Source organism: Kineosporiaceae bacterium SCSIO 59966 (genome assembly GCA_020881835.1).
Classification (GTDB): domain Bacteria; phylum Actinomycetota; class Actinomycetes; order Actinomycetales; family SCSIO-59966; genus SCSIO-59966.
Window position 1 is genome coordinate 74156 of record CP052876.1, and the last position, 16458, is coordinate 90613.

Here is a 16458-nt window from a genome sequence, read left to right on the forward strand (position 1 = left end):
TCCGAAGAACTCTCGCCCCGCCGTCCGAAGAACCGTCCGAAGAAGGAGACCCCGTGAAGGACCTCAGCCCGCAGCCCGGTGACCTCGAGCCGATCGAGACCGCGTCGGTGGACGAGCTGCGCTCGCTGCAGCTCGAGCGGCTGAGGTGGAGCCTGCGGTACTCCTACGACAACGTCCCGCACTACCGGGCGGCGTTCGACAACGCCGGCGTGCACCCCGACGACCTGCGCTCCCTGGAGGACCTCGCCCGGTTCCCGTTCACGACCAAGCAGGACCTGCGGGAGAACTACCCGTTCGGGATGTTCGCCGTCCCCCAGGAGCAGGTGAGCCGGATCCACGCGTCGTCCGGGACCACGGGCCGGCCGACCGTGGTCGGCTACACCGCCAACGACATCCGCACCTGGGCGCACGTCATGGCGCGCTCGATCCGCGCCTCCGGGGGCCGGCCCGGTGACAAGGTGCACGTCGCGTACGGCTACGGCCTGTTCACCGGCGGTCTGGGCTCGCACTACGGCGCCGAGGCGCTCGGCTGCACCGTCATCCCGATGTCCGGGGGGATGACCGAGCGGCAGGTCATGCTCATCGGCGACTTCAAGCCCGACATCATCATGGTGACGCCGTCGTACATGCTCGCGATCATCGACGAGATGGAGCGGCAGGGCGTGGACCCGGCGTCGACCTCGTTGAAGATCGGCATCTTCGGCGCGGAGCCGTGGACGGACGACATGCGCCGGGAGATGGAGCAGCGCCTGGACATGCACGCGCTCGACATCTACGGGCTGTCCGAGGTGATGGGGCCCGGTATCGCGATCGAGTGCGTCGAGACCAAGGACGGCCTGCACATCTGGGAGGACCACTTCTACCCGGAGGTCATCGACCCGGTGACCGGGGAGGTGCTGCCGGACGGCGAGGAGGGCGAGCTGGTCTTCACGACACTCACCAAGGAGGCGACCCCCGCCATCCGGTACCGGACCCGCGACATCACCCGGCTGCTGCCGGGTACGGCCCGCACCATGCGGCGGATGGAGAAGGTCACCGGCCGCACCGACGACATGATCATTCTGCGTGGGGTGAACCTCTTCCCCACCCAGATCGAGGAGCTCATCCTGCGCACGCCGGCCCTCTCTCCCCACTTCCAGTGCTGGCTGTCGCGGCCCGGGCGGATGGACGAGATGACGGTCAAGGTCGAGCGGCGTCCGGACGCCGACGCGGACGTCGCAGCCCGCGCCGGGGAGGAGCTGCGGCACCTCGTCAAGAGCACGATCGGGGTGACGGTGGGCGTGGAGGTTCTCGAGCCCGAGGGCATCGAGCGGTCGGTGGGCAAGATGCGCCGGATCGTGGACCAGCGCCCGCGCTGACGGCGGACGACGAGAGGCCCCCGGCACGGTGCCGAGGGCCTCTCGTCGTCGGGTGACGAAACCGCAGGTCAGTGGTGGACCTCACCGCTCGGCTTGACCTCGCCGCGCCAGGCGCCGGTCTCGGTGCCACGCGACTCGATGAACTTCTTGAACCGGTCCAGGTCGCCCTGGGCCCGCCGGTCGACGATGTTCAGCAGGTCACCGGCCTTCTCCACGACGCCCTCGGGCTCGTACTCCAGGCGCAGGGTGATCTGCGTGGAGCCGGGGTTGCCCGGGTCGGTCCGGAACAGCACCGTGCCGTCGTTCTTCGTGCCCGCGAGCGAGCGCCACGTGATCCGCTCGTCGGGGGTCTGGTCCACGATCTCGGCGTCCCACTCCCGGGTGACACCGGCGATCTCGGCCTTCCAGTGCAGGCGCTTGTCGTCGAGCTGCTGGACGGACTCGACGCCCTCCATGAACTCGGGGAACGACTCGAACTGCGTCCACTGGTCGTAGGCGGTGCGGACGGGGACGTCCACCGTGACCGTCTTCTCGACCGTGCTCATGAGTGCTCCTCTCATCGGGTGCACTCACCGGGCTACCCCGGCCGGCGTCGTCCTACACGTGGCCCGGACGGTCACTCCGGCGGGTCGCCGACGATGACGTTGAGGCTGCCCGGCCAGGCGAGGTAGCGGACCGACAGGTTCGTCATCGTCGCCAGCCGGTTGCGGTTGCCGATGAGCGTGACGATGTGCAGCACGACCCAGGCGATCCAGGCCACGAACCCGCCGAACCGCGGTCCCCAGGGCAGCTGGACGACGGCCGCCGTCCGGCCGATCGTGGCCATGATGCCCCTGTCCCGGTAGGAGAAGGGCTCTGTCGTCTCACCGGCCAGCAGTCGCCGGATCTGCTCAGCGGCGTGGCGTCCCTCCTGGATCGCGGGCTGGGCCAGCTGCGGCGGCGGCTCGCCGTCCGCGGGAGCCGCAGCGTCGCCGACGGCGAACACCCGGTCGTGGCCGACCACCCGCAGGTCCGGCTCGACGAGGATCCGCCCTCCCCTGCCCTGGGGCAGTCCCCAGTCGCGGACGTCGTCGGCCACCTTGACCCCCGTGGCCCAGACGGTGGCCGCGCAGGCCAGCTCCTCGCCGTCCGAGAGGCGCACGCCGTCCGGCCGGACCTCCTCGACGGCGGTGCCGAGACGCAGCTCGACGCCACGGCGGCGCAGCTCCCGAGCGGTGTAGCGCTGGAGCCGCGGGACGAACGGGGCCAGCAGGCTGTCGGTCATCTCCACGAGCACGACGCGGGCTCGCGCCGGGTCGACCTCCGGGTAGGCGACCGGCAGGGCGGCGTTTCGCAGCTCGGCGAGGGCGCCGGCCATCTCCACACCGGTCGGTCCGCCCCCGACGACGACCGTGACCGGCTCCTTCGCCTCGGGACGGCCTTGGGCGAACAGCTCCAGGTTCGCCAGGACAGCGTCACGGACCCCGATCGCCTCGCGACGGGAGTAGATGGTCCGTGCGTTCTGCTCGGCGCCGGGCACACCGAAGAAGTTCGCCGTCACCCCCGGGGAGAGCACCAGGGCGTCGTAGCGTTCACGGGTGCCGTCGGCGCACAGCACCTGGCGTCCGGCGGTGTCCAGCCCCGTGACGGCCGTGCGGCGGAACCTCACGTTGCGGTAGCGCCCGCTGTAGGCGCGCAGTGCGAAGGTGACGTCTCCAGGGTTCAGGCCCCCGGTGGCGACCTGGTACAGCAGTGGCTGGAAGGTCGTGTACGGGTTGCGGTCGAGGAGCAGGACGTCGACGTCGTCCCGGCTCAGCTCACGGACGGCGGCCAGCCCGGCGAAGCCCCCGCCGACCACGACGACGCGGGGCCGGGCAGCGGCGGGGGCGGTCGACATGGTGCTCAGGGCAGGAGCTGGGCGTCGAGGGTGCGCTCGGTACCGGCCAGGGCCTTGTTGACCGGGCACGTCTCGTGGGCGAGCGCGGCCAGCTCGGCGAACCGGGCCTCGTCGACGCCGTCGACCTTCGCGCGGATCCGAGAGGCGGCGGTGGTGATGGCCAGTCCCCCGTCGACCCGGTCGACCGTGACGTCCGCGGTGACCTCGAGGGACTGCGCGGTCAGGTCGTTCCTGCCGAGCACGCCGGAGAAGTTCATCGCCAAGCACGAGGAGAGTGCGGCGGCGATGAGCTCCTCGGGGCTGGTGCTGCCCTCGGGCTCGCCGACGCGCCGCGGGAAGGTCACGTCGAAGCCGGTGGCGCCGGAGGAGGTGAGCTCGACGCGACCGGATCCTTCCTGCAGGGAACCGTGCCAGCGGGTGGTGGACGTGCGAGTAGCCATCTCGTCTCCAGTGGTCTCGGTGGAACGTCGGTCACCGAGCACGCTAGGTCGGGTCGACGCCCCCCGCCAGAGGTGGCGGGATTGCATGATCACGCTTGGCGGGGGCGGCGTCGTCCGGGGTCCCTCAGCCAGCGACGAGCTCCCGGACGGCACCGGCCGCCCGCTCGGCTGCCGTGACCCGCTCTGCCGCGTCCCGCCGGTCCGCCGCGTCCCGCCCGTCCGCCGCGGCTGATCGCAGCGCGACCCGGCACATCGCCGCCGCCTCGGCCGCCTGCGCGGCCAGGGCGCCTGCCCGGGAGAGCCGCCGGTGCAGGTCCGGTGCGCGTCCGTCCGGGCCTCGCGGGACGTCGAGTCCCGAGCTCGGCGCCTGCGCCTGAGCCCGGACGCACACAGCGCGCACGATGTCGAGCGACTCGGCGAGGGACGCGCCGACGAGCTCCAGCCGGTCGCGCTCCGGACCGGGGGGTACCGGCTCGATCACCTGGTGGAACCGGTCGACGGCTCGGCGGAACCGGTCGTGCGCCCGCCGCCACACCCCGTCACCGAGGGGGTCGGGTTCGCGGCGTCGGAACAGCCGTCCCCGGAGCGACATCGTCACCGGCCCCGCGTCGTCCGCACCCGTTCGTCCTGTGTGAGAGGCCTCTCAGAGGTACTGACCGGTGCCGTGCTGCGGAACGGGCCGCTGGTCGGGCTGGGGCTGACCAGGCATCCCCGGCGGCTGCGGGTGACCCGGCAGGGCGCGGCGCAGCTGCTCGAGCTGGGCTCGCGCCGCCATCTGCTGGGCGAACAGCGCGGTCTGGATGCCGTGGAAGAGGCCCTCCAGCCAGCCGACGAGCTGGGCGTGCGCGATCCGGAGCTCGGCGTCCGTAGGAGTGCTCTCCTCGGCGAACGGCAGGGTGATCCGGCGCAGCTCCTCGACCAGCTCGCCCGACAGGGCCTGCTCGAGCTCGGCGATCGAGCGCTCGTGCACCTCCGCGAGCCGGGCGCGCCCGGCCTCGTCCAGGGGGGCGTTGCGGATCTCCTCGAGCAGCTGCTTGACCATGCTGCCGATCCGCATCACCTTGGCCGGCTGCTCGACCATCCCGGCGATGTCGCCGGCCTCGTCGTCACCGTCGACGACGCCCATGCCCTGCGGGGTGACGACCACGACCCGCTGCTGGTCGTCGTCCGCCGGCGTACCGGGAGGGACCTGCGGCTGGGACTGCTTCGGCTGCTCGGTCATGCCCTCCATCCTGCCCCCTGGTTCGCCGCCGCGCCGTCCGGGTGGGGGCGCCGGTCCGGGGTGCGAAAGACTGACCGACCGTGGACTCCGCAGAGCACGACCGGACGCCGACCGGGCCGAGCCGTTCCGGCACGGGGGCAGACCTGCCTCCGGGGTGGACGGCCGGTCGTCCCGTCCCGCGGGACGTCGACGACCTGTTCCGGGTCGCTGCCGCCCACGACCGGTCCGGGCTGGGCAGGCCGACGACGACACCGGAGTCGGTCGCCGCCCGTGTCGTCGGCCCCGGGGCGCAGACCCGGGAGCACTGCGTCGTCCGGGACCCTGCGGGCGTCATCCGGGCCTGGGGGGAGGTGCACGACCGGGCCGCCGGCCGCACCGTCGTCGCCGTCCTCGTGGACCCGGGGCTCGTGGACCCCGGCCCGGCCGGTGCCGAACCGGACGACGGGACCGCCGACCGGGTCGCAGCCTTCCTGTTCGACTGGGCCGAGCAGCAGGGTCGTCGCCTGGCGCTCGAACGTGGCCTGGAGGCGACGCAGCTCGACGCCGGTGCGTTCGCCGGCGACGACCGCCAGCACCGGTGGCTGACCGCCGCCGGCTACGTGCACGTGCGGACGTGGTGGCAGATGTCCCGTCCGGTGGAGGCCGCCGAGGCCGCGGCCGACGCCTTCCCCCCGCCTGGCGAGGGGATCACCGTGCGTCAGGTCGTCCGGGACGACGGCACGCCGGACGAGCGCGACCTGCGGGCCGTGCACGACGTCCTGGAGGCCGCGTTCACCGACCACTTCAACTACCACGAGGAGACGTTCGACGAGTTCGTCACCCGTCAGCAGCAGGAGGTGGGTCACGCCTGGGACCACTGGTGGCTGGCTGAGCTCGAGGACGGTGAGCCCGTCGGTGCGCTCGTCGGGGAGGTCTCGGCCGGCGCGGACGGGCAGCCCGACGGCAGCTACGTCGCGTACCTCGGGGTGACCAGTGCCGCGCGCGGACGGGGAGTGGCGCGGTCCCTGCTGCACGCCCTCATCAGCGACGCCGCGGCCCGCGGCCGGGACCGGGTCGGTCTCGAGGTCGACGCCGACTCACCGACGGGCGCGGTCGGTCTCTACCAGTCCATGGGCTTCCGCACGCGCTACGTCACCGAGTCGTGGCACCGTGACCTCGTCGTCCGCTGACGGCCCGTACCACCGAACAGCCAAGGACCGCCGAGGAGGAGCCAACAGGTGACGAGCGAGGAGCTGGCGCAGCAGGTCGCCGAGCAGGCGATGGAGCAGGGGCTCACGGTGGCCACCGCGGAGTCCCTGACCAGCGGCCAGGTGGCGGCCCGCCTCGGCGCCGCGCCGTCGGCGTCCACCTGGTTCCGCGGGGCCGTGGTGGCCTACGCACCGGAGGTGAAGTTCTCCGTCCTCGGCGTGCCCGAGGGTCCCGTGATCACCGAGGAGTGCGCGCGGACCATGGTCGCGTCCGTCGCCCGTCTCCTCGGCGCCGACCTGGCCGTCGCGCTGACCGGGGCCGGGGGCCCGGACGAGGAGGAGGGGGAGCCGCCGGGCACGGTGTGGTTCGCCGTCCTGGCCCACGGGCGGGTGCACGCCGAGAAGCAGCGGTTCGACGGTGACCCGCCGCAGGTGGTGGAGGCGACCACCGAGCACGCGCTGCGGCTCCTGCTCGAGCACGCCCGGGTCGCCGGGGGGGCCGCCGCATGACCGGGACGCTCGACGTCGCCGCCGTCCGCGCCCGGTACCCGGCGCTGGCGGACGGCTCGGCCTACCTGGACGGCGCGGCAGGCACCCAGGTGCCGACCTCGGTCATCGACGCCGTCGCCGGCGCCTGGCGGGCCGGGATCGGCAACCACGGCGGCGCCTTCGCGGCGTCCCGGCGCTCGGACGAGCTGACCGCCGCAGCGCGCCTGGCCGTCACCGACCTCGTCGGCGGGCCGTCCCCGGACGGCGTCCTGCTGGGGCCGAACATGACGACGATGACCTACCGGGTCGCGAACGCGCTCGCGGCGACCTGGGGCCCGGGTGACGAGGTCGTCCTCACCCGGCTGGACCACGACGCCAACGTGCGCCCCTGGGTCCAGGCGGCGGCGCGGGCCGGGGCGAGCGTCCGGTTCGCCGACCCGGTGCTGCCGTCCCTGGACCTGCCGGTCGACGCGTTCGCCGACCTCGTCGGCCCACGGACCCGGCTGGTCGCGGTCACCGCCGCGAGCAACGTCGTCGGCACCCGCCCGGACGTGCGGGCGATCGCCGACCTGGCCCACGAGCACGGCGCACTCGTCTACGTCGACGGCGTGCACGCCACCCCCCACGGGCCGGTCGACATGGCCGCCCTGGGCGCCGACGTCTACGCGACGAGCTCCTACAAGTGGTCCGGGCCGCACCTCGGCGCCCTGGTCGCCGACCCGGCCCTGTGGGAGGAGCTGCACCCGGACAAGCTCGCGTCGTCCCCGGACGAGGTGCCCTACCGGTTCGAGACCGGCACACCACCGTTCGCCCAGCACGCCGGTCTCGCCGCGGCCGTCGAGCACCTGGCGGGCCTGCCGGTCACCCCCGCACCGGGCGGGACCCGCCGGCAGCGGCTGCTGGCGACGATGGCCGCCGTCGAGGCGTTCGAGACGGACCTGCTCGGCGTCCTGCTCGACGGCCTCGCCGCGATGCCGCACGTCCACCTCATCGGCTCCCCGGCCCGGCGAACCGCGACCGTGTACCTCACCGTCGACGGGTGGACGCCGCAGCAGGTCGCCGAGCACTGCGCCGCCGCTCAGGTCAACGTGTGGGCCGGGCACATGTACGCGTGGGAGCTCACCGGTCTGCTGGGGATCCGGGACTCCGGGTCCGCCGTCCGGGCCGGTCTCGTGCACTACAACGACCGGTCGGACGTCGACCGCCTGCTCGCCGCGCTCGGGGACCTCGGCTAGCTCAGACGGTCAGCACGATCTTGCCGACGTGGCTGCTGGACTCAAGCAGCGGGTGGGCCTCCGCGGCGTCCGCCAGCGGCATCCGGGTGTGGACGACGGGGCGGACGTCCCCGGACTCCAGCAGCGGCCACACGTGCTCGCGCACCGCCGCGACGATGGTGGCCTTCTCCGCGGCCGGCCGGGCGCGCAGCGACGTGGCGATGACCGCGGCGCGCTTGGCGAGGAGGGTGCCCAGGTCGAGCTCGGCCCGGCGTCCGCCCTGCAGGCCGATGACGACGAGGCGGCCGTTGGTCGCCAGGACCTCGACGTTGCGTCCCAGGTAGGCCGCCCCCATGTTGTCCAGGACGACGTCCGCCCCGTGCCCGTCGGTGGCCTCCCTCACGCGCTCGACGAAGTCCTCCTGCCGGTAGTCGACGAGGACCTGAGCGCCCAGGTCCCGGCAGCGCTCGAGCTTCTCCGGGGTGCCCGCGGTGACGGCGACCCGGGCGCCCACGGCGCGACCCAGCTGGATCGCCATCGTGCCGATGCCCGATGACCCGCCGTGCACGAGCAGTGTCTCGCCCGGCTGCAGGCCCGCGGTCATGAACACGTTGGACCAGACCGTGCAGACGACCTCGGGCAAGGCCGCGGCGTCGACGAGGTCGACCCCCGCCGGCACCGGCAGCACCTGGCCGGCCGGGACGACGACCTGCTCGGCGTAGCCGCCGCCGGACAGCAGGGCGCACACCTCGTCGCCGACGCTGAACCCGTCGACGCCCTCGCCGACCTCGGTGACGCGCCCGGAGCACTCCAGACCGGGGTACGGCGACGCGCCCGGCGGCGGGGGGTAGTGCCCCCGTCGCTGCATGACGTCGGCCCGGTTCACCGCGGTCGCGGCCACGGCGATGCGGACCTCACCGGGCCCGCACGCCGGGGCCTCGACCTCCTGCAGCTCCAGGACGTCGGCGTCACCGGGCTCCCGGATCACCACTGCGCGCACACCCCCGACCCTAGCCCCCGCCCCCCGACCCCCCCGTGATCATGCAATCCCGCCACCCCCCGCACGCCCCCCCGTGATCATGCAATCCCGCCACCCCCCCGCGACCCACCCGTGATCATGCAATCCCGCCACCCTGGCGTGCACCTGCCGAGGCCGTGCGTGGGCGACACTGGTGGCATGCCGAGACGGGTCACTTCGTGGGAGGGGTGCGCGGTCGTCGTCCTCGCGGGCGGCCGGTCACGCCGCATGGGGCACGACAAGCTCGCGGACACTCTCGCCCCCGCCGCCGGCACCACCGGCCCGTTCACCGTGCTCGACGCCGTCCTCGCCGGCGTCCCGGACGACGTGGAGGTCGTCGTCGTCGGACCGTCCCGGTCCACCGCCCGCCCGGTCCGCACGACCCGTGAAGATCCTCCGGGCAGTGGTCCGGCCGCCGGGGTGGGCGCCGGGGTGCGTGCCCTCACCGGAACCCCTGCACACGTCGTCGTGCTCGCCGGTGACGCCCCGTTCGGACCGGCTGCCGTCCCCGCGCTTCTCGCAGCCCTGCGCCGTGACCCGCATGCGGACGTGGCGGTCGCAGCCCCGCCGGACGGCCCGCCGCAGCCGCTGCTCGCCGTCTACCGGCGCGAGGCGCTGGCCCGGACGACGACCGGCCAGCTCCTCCACCGACCTGCTCGGGCGCTGATGGACCACCTCGCGGTCGTCGTCGTCCCGGTCGCCCAGGAGGCGACCCTGGACGTCGACACCCCGGCGGACCTCGAGGCGGCCCGGCGAGCGGCGCGCGCTCGGCTGAGAGGGGAGAGCGTGCGCGCCTGAGGTCCGGCGGGTGGGCGGAACTGTGGCCACAGAATGCTGCGCTCGTCCCGGCCTGGCCGGCGTGTTGCGCCACCAACCCAGCATTCCGCGAGCTGGTCGGTGGTCAGTGGGGTGGCGGGATTGCATGATCACGGCGGGGCAGGGGTGGGCGGGGGTGTGCAGGGTGGCGGGATTGCATGATCACGGCGGGGGTGGGGGTGGGGTGAGGGGCAAGGGCGACACGCCCAGCTGGACTGCTCCGATCGGGTGAACCGCACCGGTGCGGCCGGTCGTCACCGTCAATAGAGCCCGGAGCCGGCCCGAAGCAGAGAGGAACCGCGGCACTGCGTCGCGGGCGGTTTCTCGAGCGGAAGGTCGCCCATGCTGCGCAACACCGGCATCAGGTCGAAGATCCTGGCGGTCCTTGCACTGCCTGTGCTCGTCCTGCTGCTCGCAGCCACCGTCATCTCCGTCGGTGCCCTCACCGACGCGCGCCGGGCCGTGCAGGTCGAGTCCCTCGCGGGCCAGGCACCGGGGCTGACCACGCTCGTCCGTGGCCTGCAGGCCGAGCGGGCGCTCAGCATGCAGGTGATGGCCGGTGACACGAGCGCCGAGCCCGCGCTGCAGGAGGTCCGCGCCCAGGTCAGCGAGGGCATCGAGATGGTCCGCGCCGGCGTGGGCACGGTCGAGCTCGACCTGCTCGACGAGGCCGCCGCCAGCGGCGTCGCCGCGTCCGCCGCCGCCCATGACGACGTCGACGTCCTGCGCCGGCAGATCGACGGCTCCGCACTGTCCCCGACGCTCGCCTACGACCGCTACACCGACGCGATCGCGGCGGACGTCGCGCTCCCCGGCCGGATCGGCGACGCCGTCGACGACCGGGCGCTCGCCGACATGCTCACCACGTACACCGCGACCGAGCAGCTGGCCGAGCTCGTCACCGTGGAGCGCGACCTGGTCGCCCCCGCCGTCGCCGCGGGGGTGATGTCACCGGAGCTGCAGTCCCGGGTCGCTGACCTGATCGCCCGCCAGGACGTCGTCCGTGACCAGGCGACCGAGCTCGCCGAGAGCGTCGGCGTCCGGGTCCCGACCACCGGGTACGCCCTGCAGATGGCCCGGCAGAAGACCGTCGAGGACGCCGACGGCGTGCTGGAGAACATCGACCCGGCCACGTGGCAGCGGGCCGCCGAGACCGAGGTCGCCTCGCTCGGCGCGGTCGAGGCCGAGCTCGCTGAGCTCGCCGCCGCGCGCAGCGCGACCCTCGCCGACGACGCACGGACCTGGGCGATCCAGGTGGGGGCCGGCACGGCGCTGCTCGTCGTCGTCCCGGTGCTGCTGGCGCTGCTGCTCTCCCGCAGCATCACCGGTCCGCTGCGGCGGCTCACCGACGCCGCCGGCGAGATCCGGCGTGAGCTGCCGACGATGGTCGAGCGGATGCAGACCCCGGGCGAGGGCCCGGGTCTGACGCTGCCGGAGATCCCGGTGACCTCCCGGGACGAGGTGGGCCGGCTCGCCGCCGCGTTCAACGACGTCAACAGCACGACCGTGCAGGTCGCCCAGGAGCAGGCCGCGCTCCGTGGGTCGATCGCGGCGATGTTCGTCAACGTCGCCCGCCGCGACCAGGTCCTGCTCTCCCGCCAGCTCGCGTTCATCGACCAGCTCGAGCGCACCGAGGACGACCCGCGCACGCTGGAGAACCTGTTCCGGCTCGACCACCTCGCCACCCGGATGCGTCGCAACGCCGAGTCGCTGCTCGTGCTCGCGGGTATCGACACCGGCCGTCGCCTGCGCCGTCCGATGCCGCTGTCGGACGTCGTCCGCACCGCGACGTCCGAGATCGAGCACTACGAGCGGGTCGACCTCGTGCTGCAGGCCGACCCGCCGATGGTCGGGCACGTCGCCCTCACGGCCGCCCACCTGCTCGCTGAGCTGCTGGAGAACGCGACGAACTTCTCCGACCCCGGCACCCGGGTCGTGGTGAGCACGGCGGCCGGCCCGCGCGGCGTCGTCGTCAGCATCGCCGACGAGGGCCTGGGGATGTCCGCGGAGGAGATCGCCGAGGCGAACGCCCGGATCGCCGAGCCACCGGTCGCCGAGGTCGTCGGCGCCCAGCGCCTCGGGTTCTTCGTCGTCGGACGCCTCGCCCGCCGCCTCGACGCGACCGTCTCGCTGGAGCCTGGGACCGAGCGGGGCACCGTCGTGCGCGTCGACCTGCCCACGGCGCTGTTCGTGCCCGGGTCGGTCGCCGAGGTCCCGGAGCCGGACGGCGACGAGGCGCCACCGGCTCACGACCTGACCCCGGCTGGACTGCCTGCCCGGGTCGAGCCGGCGCCGCTGGGGTCCCCCGCTCCGGACGCCGAGCCGGCCCCGGACAGGCCTCGCACCGACGCAGGCCTGCCCCGTCGCGGCAGCGGCCTGCCCCTGCGGCAGCCGTCGATCGAGCCGTCCTCCCTGGCAGTGACGGCACCGGACGACGTGACGGCACCTCACGACGTGACGGCACCGGACGACGTACCCGAGGCCGTGCCGGATCCCTCGCCGGTCTCCCGTGGCGGGCTGTTCAGCTCCTTCCGTCCGCGTCGCCCCGGTGAGGCGTCCCAGACCGGCGCGGACGAGGTGCCGACGAACGGCCACACCCGCGCGCCGGCCCACCGGCAGCACGCCGCGGAGCCGGACGCCCAGCAGCCCGTCGAGCAGGAGCCGGTCGAGCAGCAGCCGGTCGCGCCCCAGCCCGAGGCCGCGCAGACGCCCGAACCCCAGCCCGAGCCCCAGCCCCAGCCCCAGCCCGAGCCCGAGCCCGCGCCCCAGCCCGAGCCTGAGCCCCAGCCTCATCTGGCGGCACCCGCCCTGGACATCCTGCCCAAGCGGGCCACGCTGCGCCGCCGGCAGTCGCGGGGCTTCCTCGGACGTCGCGGGGTCGCCCAGCCGTCCACCGTCGTCCCGGTCACTCGCCGGGAGATGCGGAACCTCGAGCAGGCGCTGAGCACCGCGGACTCCCCAGGCGAGCCGGTCGGCGCGTACGTCCCTCGGCACCAGCCTCCAGCGCGCCCGCGGGACGACGCCGCGGCGCGCGACCGGGAGGCGCCGACGCCGGACGGCGCCCCGGCCGCCCAGCGACCTGAGCCCGTCCCTGCGCCGAGCAGCCTGTTCGGCGTCCCGCCGCAGGCGGCGGATCGCGCCGAGTCCCCGGCTCCGGTGCCCGAGCCGGTCGGCTCCGGCGTTCGCGCGGCCGGTCGGGTGGCCCTGCCCGTGCCCGGCGACGGCCCGATCCCGTTGCCGACGCGGCCGGCACCCGGCCCCGCGACGTCCACCGACGGTGGGTCCGACGTCCTGCGGGAGCGGTCGGCGCTGGCCTCCGAGGCGCTGACCGAGCTGAGCCGACTGTCCGCCTACACCCCCGCCGCCGTCGACAGCAAGCCGCCGGCGACCCTCACCCGGCGCACCCCGGCCGCCAGTCCGGCCGCCCAGGTGGCGGTGCCGCGACCGGCCGCCGCACGCCGTCCGGGCCGTGACGCCGCCGACGTCCGCTCGATGCTCGCCGGCTTCCAGGCCGGGGTGAACCGCGGGCGCACCGACCCGGCGGGTCCACCTTCGCCGAACGGCGACCAGCCGGCTACCGACCAGCCGGCCACCGACCCGTCCCCGACCGCCCCGACGACCGACACCGCCAGCACGACCGGAGGACAAGCGTGACCACGATGAGCACCGAGGCAGCCAACTTCAGCTGGCTTCTCGACAACTTCGTCAAGAGCGTGCCCGGCGTCCGCCACACCCTCGTGGTGTCGGCCGACGGCCTGCTCATGGCCATGTCCGACGACCTCGACCGGACCCGCGGCGACCAGCTGTCCGCGATCGTGTCGGGGATGTCGAGCCTCACCCGCGGTGCGGCCCGTCAGCTCGACGCCGGCGAGGTGCGCCAGGCGATCGTCGAGATGGACGAGTACTTCATGTTCCTCATGGCGATCTCCGACGGTTCCGTGCTCGCCACGATGGCCGACTCCAGCTGCGACGTCGGGCTCATCGGCTACGAGATGGCCATGCTCGTCAGCCGCACCGAGGCGACCCTGACCCCACAGCTGGTCTCGGAGATGCGCTCCCGCCTGCCGGTCCACGGCAGCACCCGCGCGCCGGTGATGGGGTGAGGACGGCGTGAGACACGTCGACGACCCGCCCGGGCACCTGGGGCCCGGCGAGGACCCTTCCGTCGAGGAGGAGACCTACGCGGTGCGGCCCTACGCCGTCACCGGCGGCCGGACGGCGTCCGCCTCCACCCAGATCCCGGTCGAGGCGCTCGTCCAGGCGCTCGCCGAGCCCGACGTCACGATGACGCCGGAGAAGCGGCGCATCGTCGAGCTCACGCAGCACCAGTACCTGTCCGTCGCCGAGCTCTCGGCGCACCTGCGATTGCCGGTACCGGTGGTCCGGATCGTCCTGGGCGACCTCACGTCGTCCGGGTCGGTGCGGGTCCACGGGACGTCCCGGTCCGACGGCTACACCCCCGCAGCCACCCTCAGCGTCCTGGAGAGTGTTCTCAATGGCATTTCCTCGCTCTGACGTCGCCTCCGCCGTGCCGGCGCAGGCCGCTCAGCCGGGTGGCGCCGGGACCCCGGACGGCCCGGACGCCGCGCCCACCGTGGTCAAGATCGTGGTCGCCGGCGGGTTCGCCGTCGGCAAGACGACGTTCATCGGCTCCATCTCCGACATCGAGCCGCTGACCACCGAGGCGCCGATGACCGAGCACTCCCTCGGCATCGACGACGCCGGCGGGGTCACCGACCGCAAGACGACGACGACCGTCGCGATGGACTTCGGCCGGATCGCGCTGCCGGGCAACCTGTGGCTCTACCTGTTCGGCACGCCCGGCCAGGACCGGTTCCTGTTCATGTGGGACGACCTGGTGCGCGGCGCCATCGGGGCGGTCGTGCTCGTCGACACCGAGCGGCTCGAGCAGTGCTTCCCCGCGGTGGACTACTTCGAGGCCCGCGCGATCCCGTTCGTCGTCGCGGTGAACTGCTTCGACGGCATCGCCCGGCACTCCCTGGACGACGTCCGCGAGGCGCTCGCCGTCCCCGCCCACGTGCCGATGGTCTACACCGACGCTCGCTCCCGTGGGGCGACCAAGCAGGTCCTCGTCACCCTCGTCCAGCTGGCGATGCAGCGCCTCACGGCCTGAGCCCTGACCCGGTGGAGTGTCCGGACCGGACGTCCGGAATGTGAGACAGCGCCCCTGCGGGGAAGCCTGCCGCGGCGACGGGCTGTTGGGTGTGATCGTGCGCATCTATGACGACGTGACCCAGGTAGTCGGCCGGACCCCGCTCGTGCGGCTCAACCGTCTCACCGAGGGGTGCGGCGCCACCGTCGCCGCCAAGCTCGAGTTCAGCAACCCCGGAGGCAGTGTCAAGGACCGGATCGGGGTCTCCATGATCGAGGCCGCTGAACGCTCGGGCCAGCTGCGCCCGGGCGGCACCGTCGTCGAGGCGACGAGCGGCAACACCGGCATCGCCCTGGCCATGGTCGGTGCCGCCAAGGGCTACCGGGTCGTGCTGACGATGCCCGAGACGATGTCCAAGGAGCGCCGGGCGCTGCTGCGTGCCTTCGGAGCCGAGCTCGTCCTCACCCCCGGCAGCGAGGGGATGAAGGGGGCGGTCGCCAGGGCCGAGGAGATCGGCGCCCGGGACAACGCCGTGCTGGTCCGCCAGTTCGCGAACGAGGCCAACCCCGAGGTGCACCGGCGGACCACCGCCGAGGAGATCTGGGCCGACACCGACGGCCAGGTGGACGTCGTGGTGGCCGGTATCGGCACCGGCGGGACGATCACCGGTGTGGGGCAGGTCCTCAAGGAGCGCAAGCCGTCGGTGCGGATGGTCGCCGTCGAGCCGGCCGAGTCCCCGATCCTCACCGGTGGGCAGCCCGGCCCGCACAAGATCCAGGGGATCGGGGCGAACTTCGTCCCGGAGATCCTCGACACCGGCATCTACGACGAGGTCGTGGACGTCGACGCCGACACCGCGGTCGAGTGGGCCCGCCGGTCCGCCCGGGAGGAGGGCCTGCTCGTCGGACTGTCCTCCGGCGCCGCACTGGCGGCCGCCGTCCAGGTCGCCCGCCGGGAGGAGAACACCGGCAAGCTCGTCGTCGTCGTCATCCCCTCCTTCGGTGAGCGCTACCTGTCCACGGTCCTGTACAGCGACCTCATGGACTGACCCGGTGCACATGAACCGTCCTCCGGCCGTCGCGCCGGTCCGGCTGGGCTGGCGGCGGCGACTGGCCGAGGACCTGCGCACCGCTGCCAGCCGGGATCCCGCGGCCCGTTCGCGCGTCGAGCTCGTCCTGGCCTACCCCGGGCTGCACGCCCTGTGGCTGCACCGGGTGGCGCACCGGATGTGGGCGAGCCCCGGCCTGCGGCTCGCCGCCCGGGTGCTCTCGCACCTCAACCGGGCGCTCACCGGCATCGAGATCCACCCCGGCGCGGTCATCGGCCGCCGCTTCTTCATCGACCACGGGATGGGCGTCGTCATCGGCGAGACCGCCGTCGTCGGTGACGACGTCATGCTCTACCACGGGGTCACCCTCGGCGGCCGCAGCTCGAGCCGCGGCAAGCGGCACCCGACCCTGGAGGACGGGGTGACCGTCGGCGCGGGGGCCCGGATCCTCGGGAACATCACCGTCGGGGCCGGGGCCCAGGTGGGCGCGAACGCGGTCGTCGTCAAGGACGTGCCGCCGGGTGCCGTCGTCGTCGGCATCCCCGGCCGGGTCCGGGGCACCGGCGGCGGCGAGGACCTCGTCGACCCGGCCCTGCTCATCTGAGCCGCGGCAGCCGGGAATAAATCGGGGCCGGCTGGCACTCTAGAGGTACGAGTGCTAGTTTGGCGCTCGCAAA

Annotated in this window: 17 protein-coding genes; 11 read left to right on the plus strand and 6 right to left on the minus strand. The window is 73.8% G+C overall.

The window, feature by feature from the left end; genetic code table 11:
• Nucleotides 1–53: 53 nt before the first annotated feature.
• On the plus strand, nt 54–1358 hold the full coding sequence (gene paaF / locus HJG43_00340; GenBank protein ID UER53255.1) for a phenylacetate--CoA ligase: 1305 nt from the start codon (nt 54–56) through the stop codon (nt 1356–1358).
• A gap of 68 nt (nt 1359–1426) precedes the next feature.
• Here the strand turns inward: paaF and HJG43_00345 are convergent, their stop codons facing one another.
• The 5 genes from HJG43_00345 to HJG43_00365 all read right to left on the minus strand — a co-directional run bounded on the left by HJG43_00345 (nt 1427) and on the right by HJG43_00365 (nt 4896).
• The gene (locus tag HJG43_00345; protein ID UER53256.1) at nt 1427–1903 is read right to left on the minus strand and encodes an SRPBCC family protein; all 477 of its coding nucleotides are present in this window, start codon (nt 1901–1903) and stop codon (nt 1427–1429) included.
• A 71-nt stretch (nt 1904–1974) separates the two neighbouring features.
• Nucleotides 1975–3234 (minus strand): NAD(P)/FAD-dependent oxidoreductase, encoded by a 1260-nt coding sequence (locus tag HJG43_00350; GenBank protein UER53257.1) that lies wholly within the window; start codon nt 3232–3234, stop codon nt 1975–1977.
• Nucleotides 3235–3239: 5 nt separating this feature from the next.
• Nucleotides 3240–3674 carry an OsmC family peroxiredoxin gene (locus HJG43_00355; protein ID UER53258.1) on the minus strand — a complete coding sequence of 145 codons (435 nt, stop codon included), beginning with the start codon at nt 3672–3674 and terminating at the stop codon, nt 3240–3242.
• Between the two features lie 124 nt (nt 3675–3798).
• Complete coding sequence (locus HJG43_00360; protein UER55577.1) at nt 3799–4266, minus strand: hypothetical protein; 468 nt, start codon at nt 4264–4266, stop codon at nt 3799–3801.
• 51 nt (nt 4267–4317) lie between these two features.
• A complete protein-coding gene (locus HJG43_00365; GenBank protein UER53259.1) occupies nt 4318–4896 on the minus strand; it encodes a bacterial proteasome activator family protein in 579 nt (192 codons plus the stop codon).
• 80 nt (nt 4897–4976) lie between these two features.
• Between HJG43_00365 and HJG43_00370 the strand changes: the two genes are divergently transcribed.
• The 3 genes from HJG43_00370 to HJG43_00380 all read left to right on the plus strand — a co-directional run bounded on the left by HJG43_00370 (nt 4977) and on the right by HJG43_00380 (nt 7807).
• Nucleotides 4977–6065, plus strand: coding sequence for a GNAT family N-acetyltransferase (locus HJG43_00370; protein UER53260.1), 1089 nt, complete (start codon nt 4977–4979; stop codon nt 6063–6065).
• A 90-nt stretch (nt 6066–6155) separates the two neighbouring features.
• Nucleotides 6156–6593 (plus strand): CinA family protein, encoded by a 438-nt coding sequence (locus HJG43_00375; GenBank protein ID UER55578.1) that lies wholly within the window; start codon nt 6156–6158, stop codon nt 6591–6593.
• Entirely contained in the window at nt 6590–7807 is a 1218-nt protein-coding gene (locus HJG43_00380) for a cysteine desulfurase-like protein (GenBank protein ID UER53261.1), read from the plus strand. Before HJG43_00375 ends, HJG43_00380 begins: the two co-directional genes overlap by 4 nt.
• Before the next feature lies 1 nt (nt 7808).
• Here HJG43_00380 and HJG43_00385 read toward each other — a convergent pair whose 3' ends face one another.
• Entirely contained in the window at nt 7809–8786 is a 978-nt protein-coding gene (locus HJG43_00385) for an NAD(P)H-quinone oxidoreductase (protein UER53262.1), read from the minus strand.
• Nucleotides 8787–8963: 177 nt separating this feature from the next.
• On the opposite strand from HJG43_00385, the gene HJG43_00390 reads away from it, so the two are divergent.
• The 7 genes from HJG43_00390 to cysE all read left to right on the plus strand — a co-directional run bounded on the left by HJG43_00390 (nt 8964) and on the right by cysE (nt 16385).
• On the plus strand, nt 8964–9602 hold the full coding sequence (locus HJG43_00390; protein UER53263.1) for an NTP transferase domain-containing protein: 639 nt from the start codon (nt 8964–8966) through the stop codon (nt 9600–9602).
• A gap of 360 nt (nt 9603–9962) precedes the next feature.
• The gene (locus tag HJG43_00395) at nt 9963–13274 is read left to right on the plus strand and encodes a HAMP domain-containing protein (GenBank protein UER53264.1); all 3312 of its coding nucleotides are present in this window, start codon (nt 9963–9965) and stop codon (nt 13272–13274) included.
• Complete coding sequence (locus tag HJG43_00400) at nt 13271–13723, plus strand: roadblock/LC7 domain-containing protein (GenBank protein UER53265.1); 453 nt, start codon at nt 13271–13273, stop codon at nt 13721–13723. Before HJG43_00395 ends, HJG43_00400 begins: the two co-directional genes overlap by 4 nt.
• Nucleotides 13724–13805: 82 nt before the next feature.
• A complete protein-coding gene (locus tag HJG43_00405; GenBank protein UER55579.1) occupies nt 13806–14135 on the plus strand; it encodes a DUF742 domain-containing protein in 330 nt (109 codons plus the stop codon).
• A complete protein-coding gene (locus tag HJG43_00410) occupies nt 14116–14754 on the plus strand; it encodes an ATP-binding protein (GenBank protein ID UER53266.1) in 639 nt (212 codons plus the stop codon). Before HJG43_00405 ends, HJG43_00410 begins: the two co-directional genes overlap by 20 nt.
• A 94-nt stretch (nt 14755–14848) precedes the next feature.
• On the plus strand, nt 14849–15781 hold the full coding sequence (gene cysK, locus HJG43_00415) for a cysteine synthase A (protein ID UER55580.1): 933 nt from the start codon (nt 14849–14851) through the stop codon (nt 15779–15781).
• A gap of 10 nt (nt 15782–15791) precedes the next feature.
• Entirely contained in the window at nt 15792–16385 is a 594-nt protein-coding gene (gene cysE, locus HJG43_00420) for a serine O-acetyltransferase (protein ID UER53267.1), read from the plus strand.
• The last annotated feature ends 73 nt before the right edge of the window (nt 16386–16458 follow it).

What these genes read in the sequence shown, in the direction of transcription:
- HJG43_00375 (UER55578.1), top strand. Translation starts at nt 6,156, where the DNA reads ATGGAGCAGGGGCTCACGGTGGCCACCGCGGAGTCCCTGACCAGCGGC.
- HJG43_00360 (UER55577.1), bottom strand. Translation starts at nt 4,266, where the DNA reads ATGTCGCTCCGGGGACGGCTGTTCCGACGCCGCGAACCCGACCCCCTC.
- cysE (UER53267.1), top strand. Translation starts at nt 15,792, where the DNA reads ATGAACCGTCCTCCGGCCGTCGCGCCGGTCCGGCTGGGCTGGCGGCGG.
- HJG43_00365 (UER53259.1), bottom strand. Translation starts at nt 4,896, where the DNA reads ATGACCGAGCAGCCGAAGCAGTCCCAGCCGCAGGTCCCTCCCGGTACG.
- HJG43_00345 (UER53256.1), bottom strand. Translation starts at nt 1,903, where the DNA reads ATGAGCACGGTCGAGAAGACGGTCACGGTGGACGTCCCCGTCCGCACC.
- HJG43_00355 (UER53258.1), bottom strand. Translation starts at nt 3,674, where the DNA reads ATGGCTACTCGCACGTCCACCACCCGCTGGCACGGTTCCCTGCAGGAA.
- HJG43_00410 (UER53266.1), top strand. Translation starts at nt 14,116, where the DNA reads ATGGCATTTCCTCGCTCTGACGTCGCCTCCGCCGTGCCGGCGCAGGCC.
- HJG43_00380 (UER53261.1), top strand. Translation starts at nt 6,590, where the DNA reads ATGACCGGGACGCTCGACGTCGCCGCCGTCCGCGCCCGGTACCCGGCG.
- HJG43_00390 (UER53263.1), top strand. Translation starts at nt 8,964, where the DNA reads ATGCCGAGACGGGTCACTTCGTGGGAGGGGTGCGCGGTCGTCGTCCTC.
- HJG43_00350 (UER53257.1), bottom strand. Translation starts at nt 3,234, where the DNA reads ATGTCGACCGCCCCCGCCGCTGCCCGGCCCCGCGTCGTCGTGGTCGGC.
- HJG43_00395 (UER53264.1), top strand. Translation starts at nt 9,963, where the DNA reads ATGCTGCGCAACACCGGCATCAGGTCGAAGATCCTGGCGGTCCTTGCA.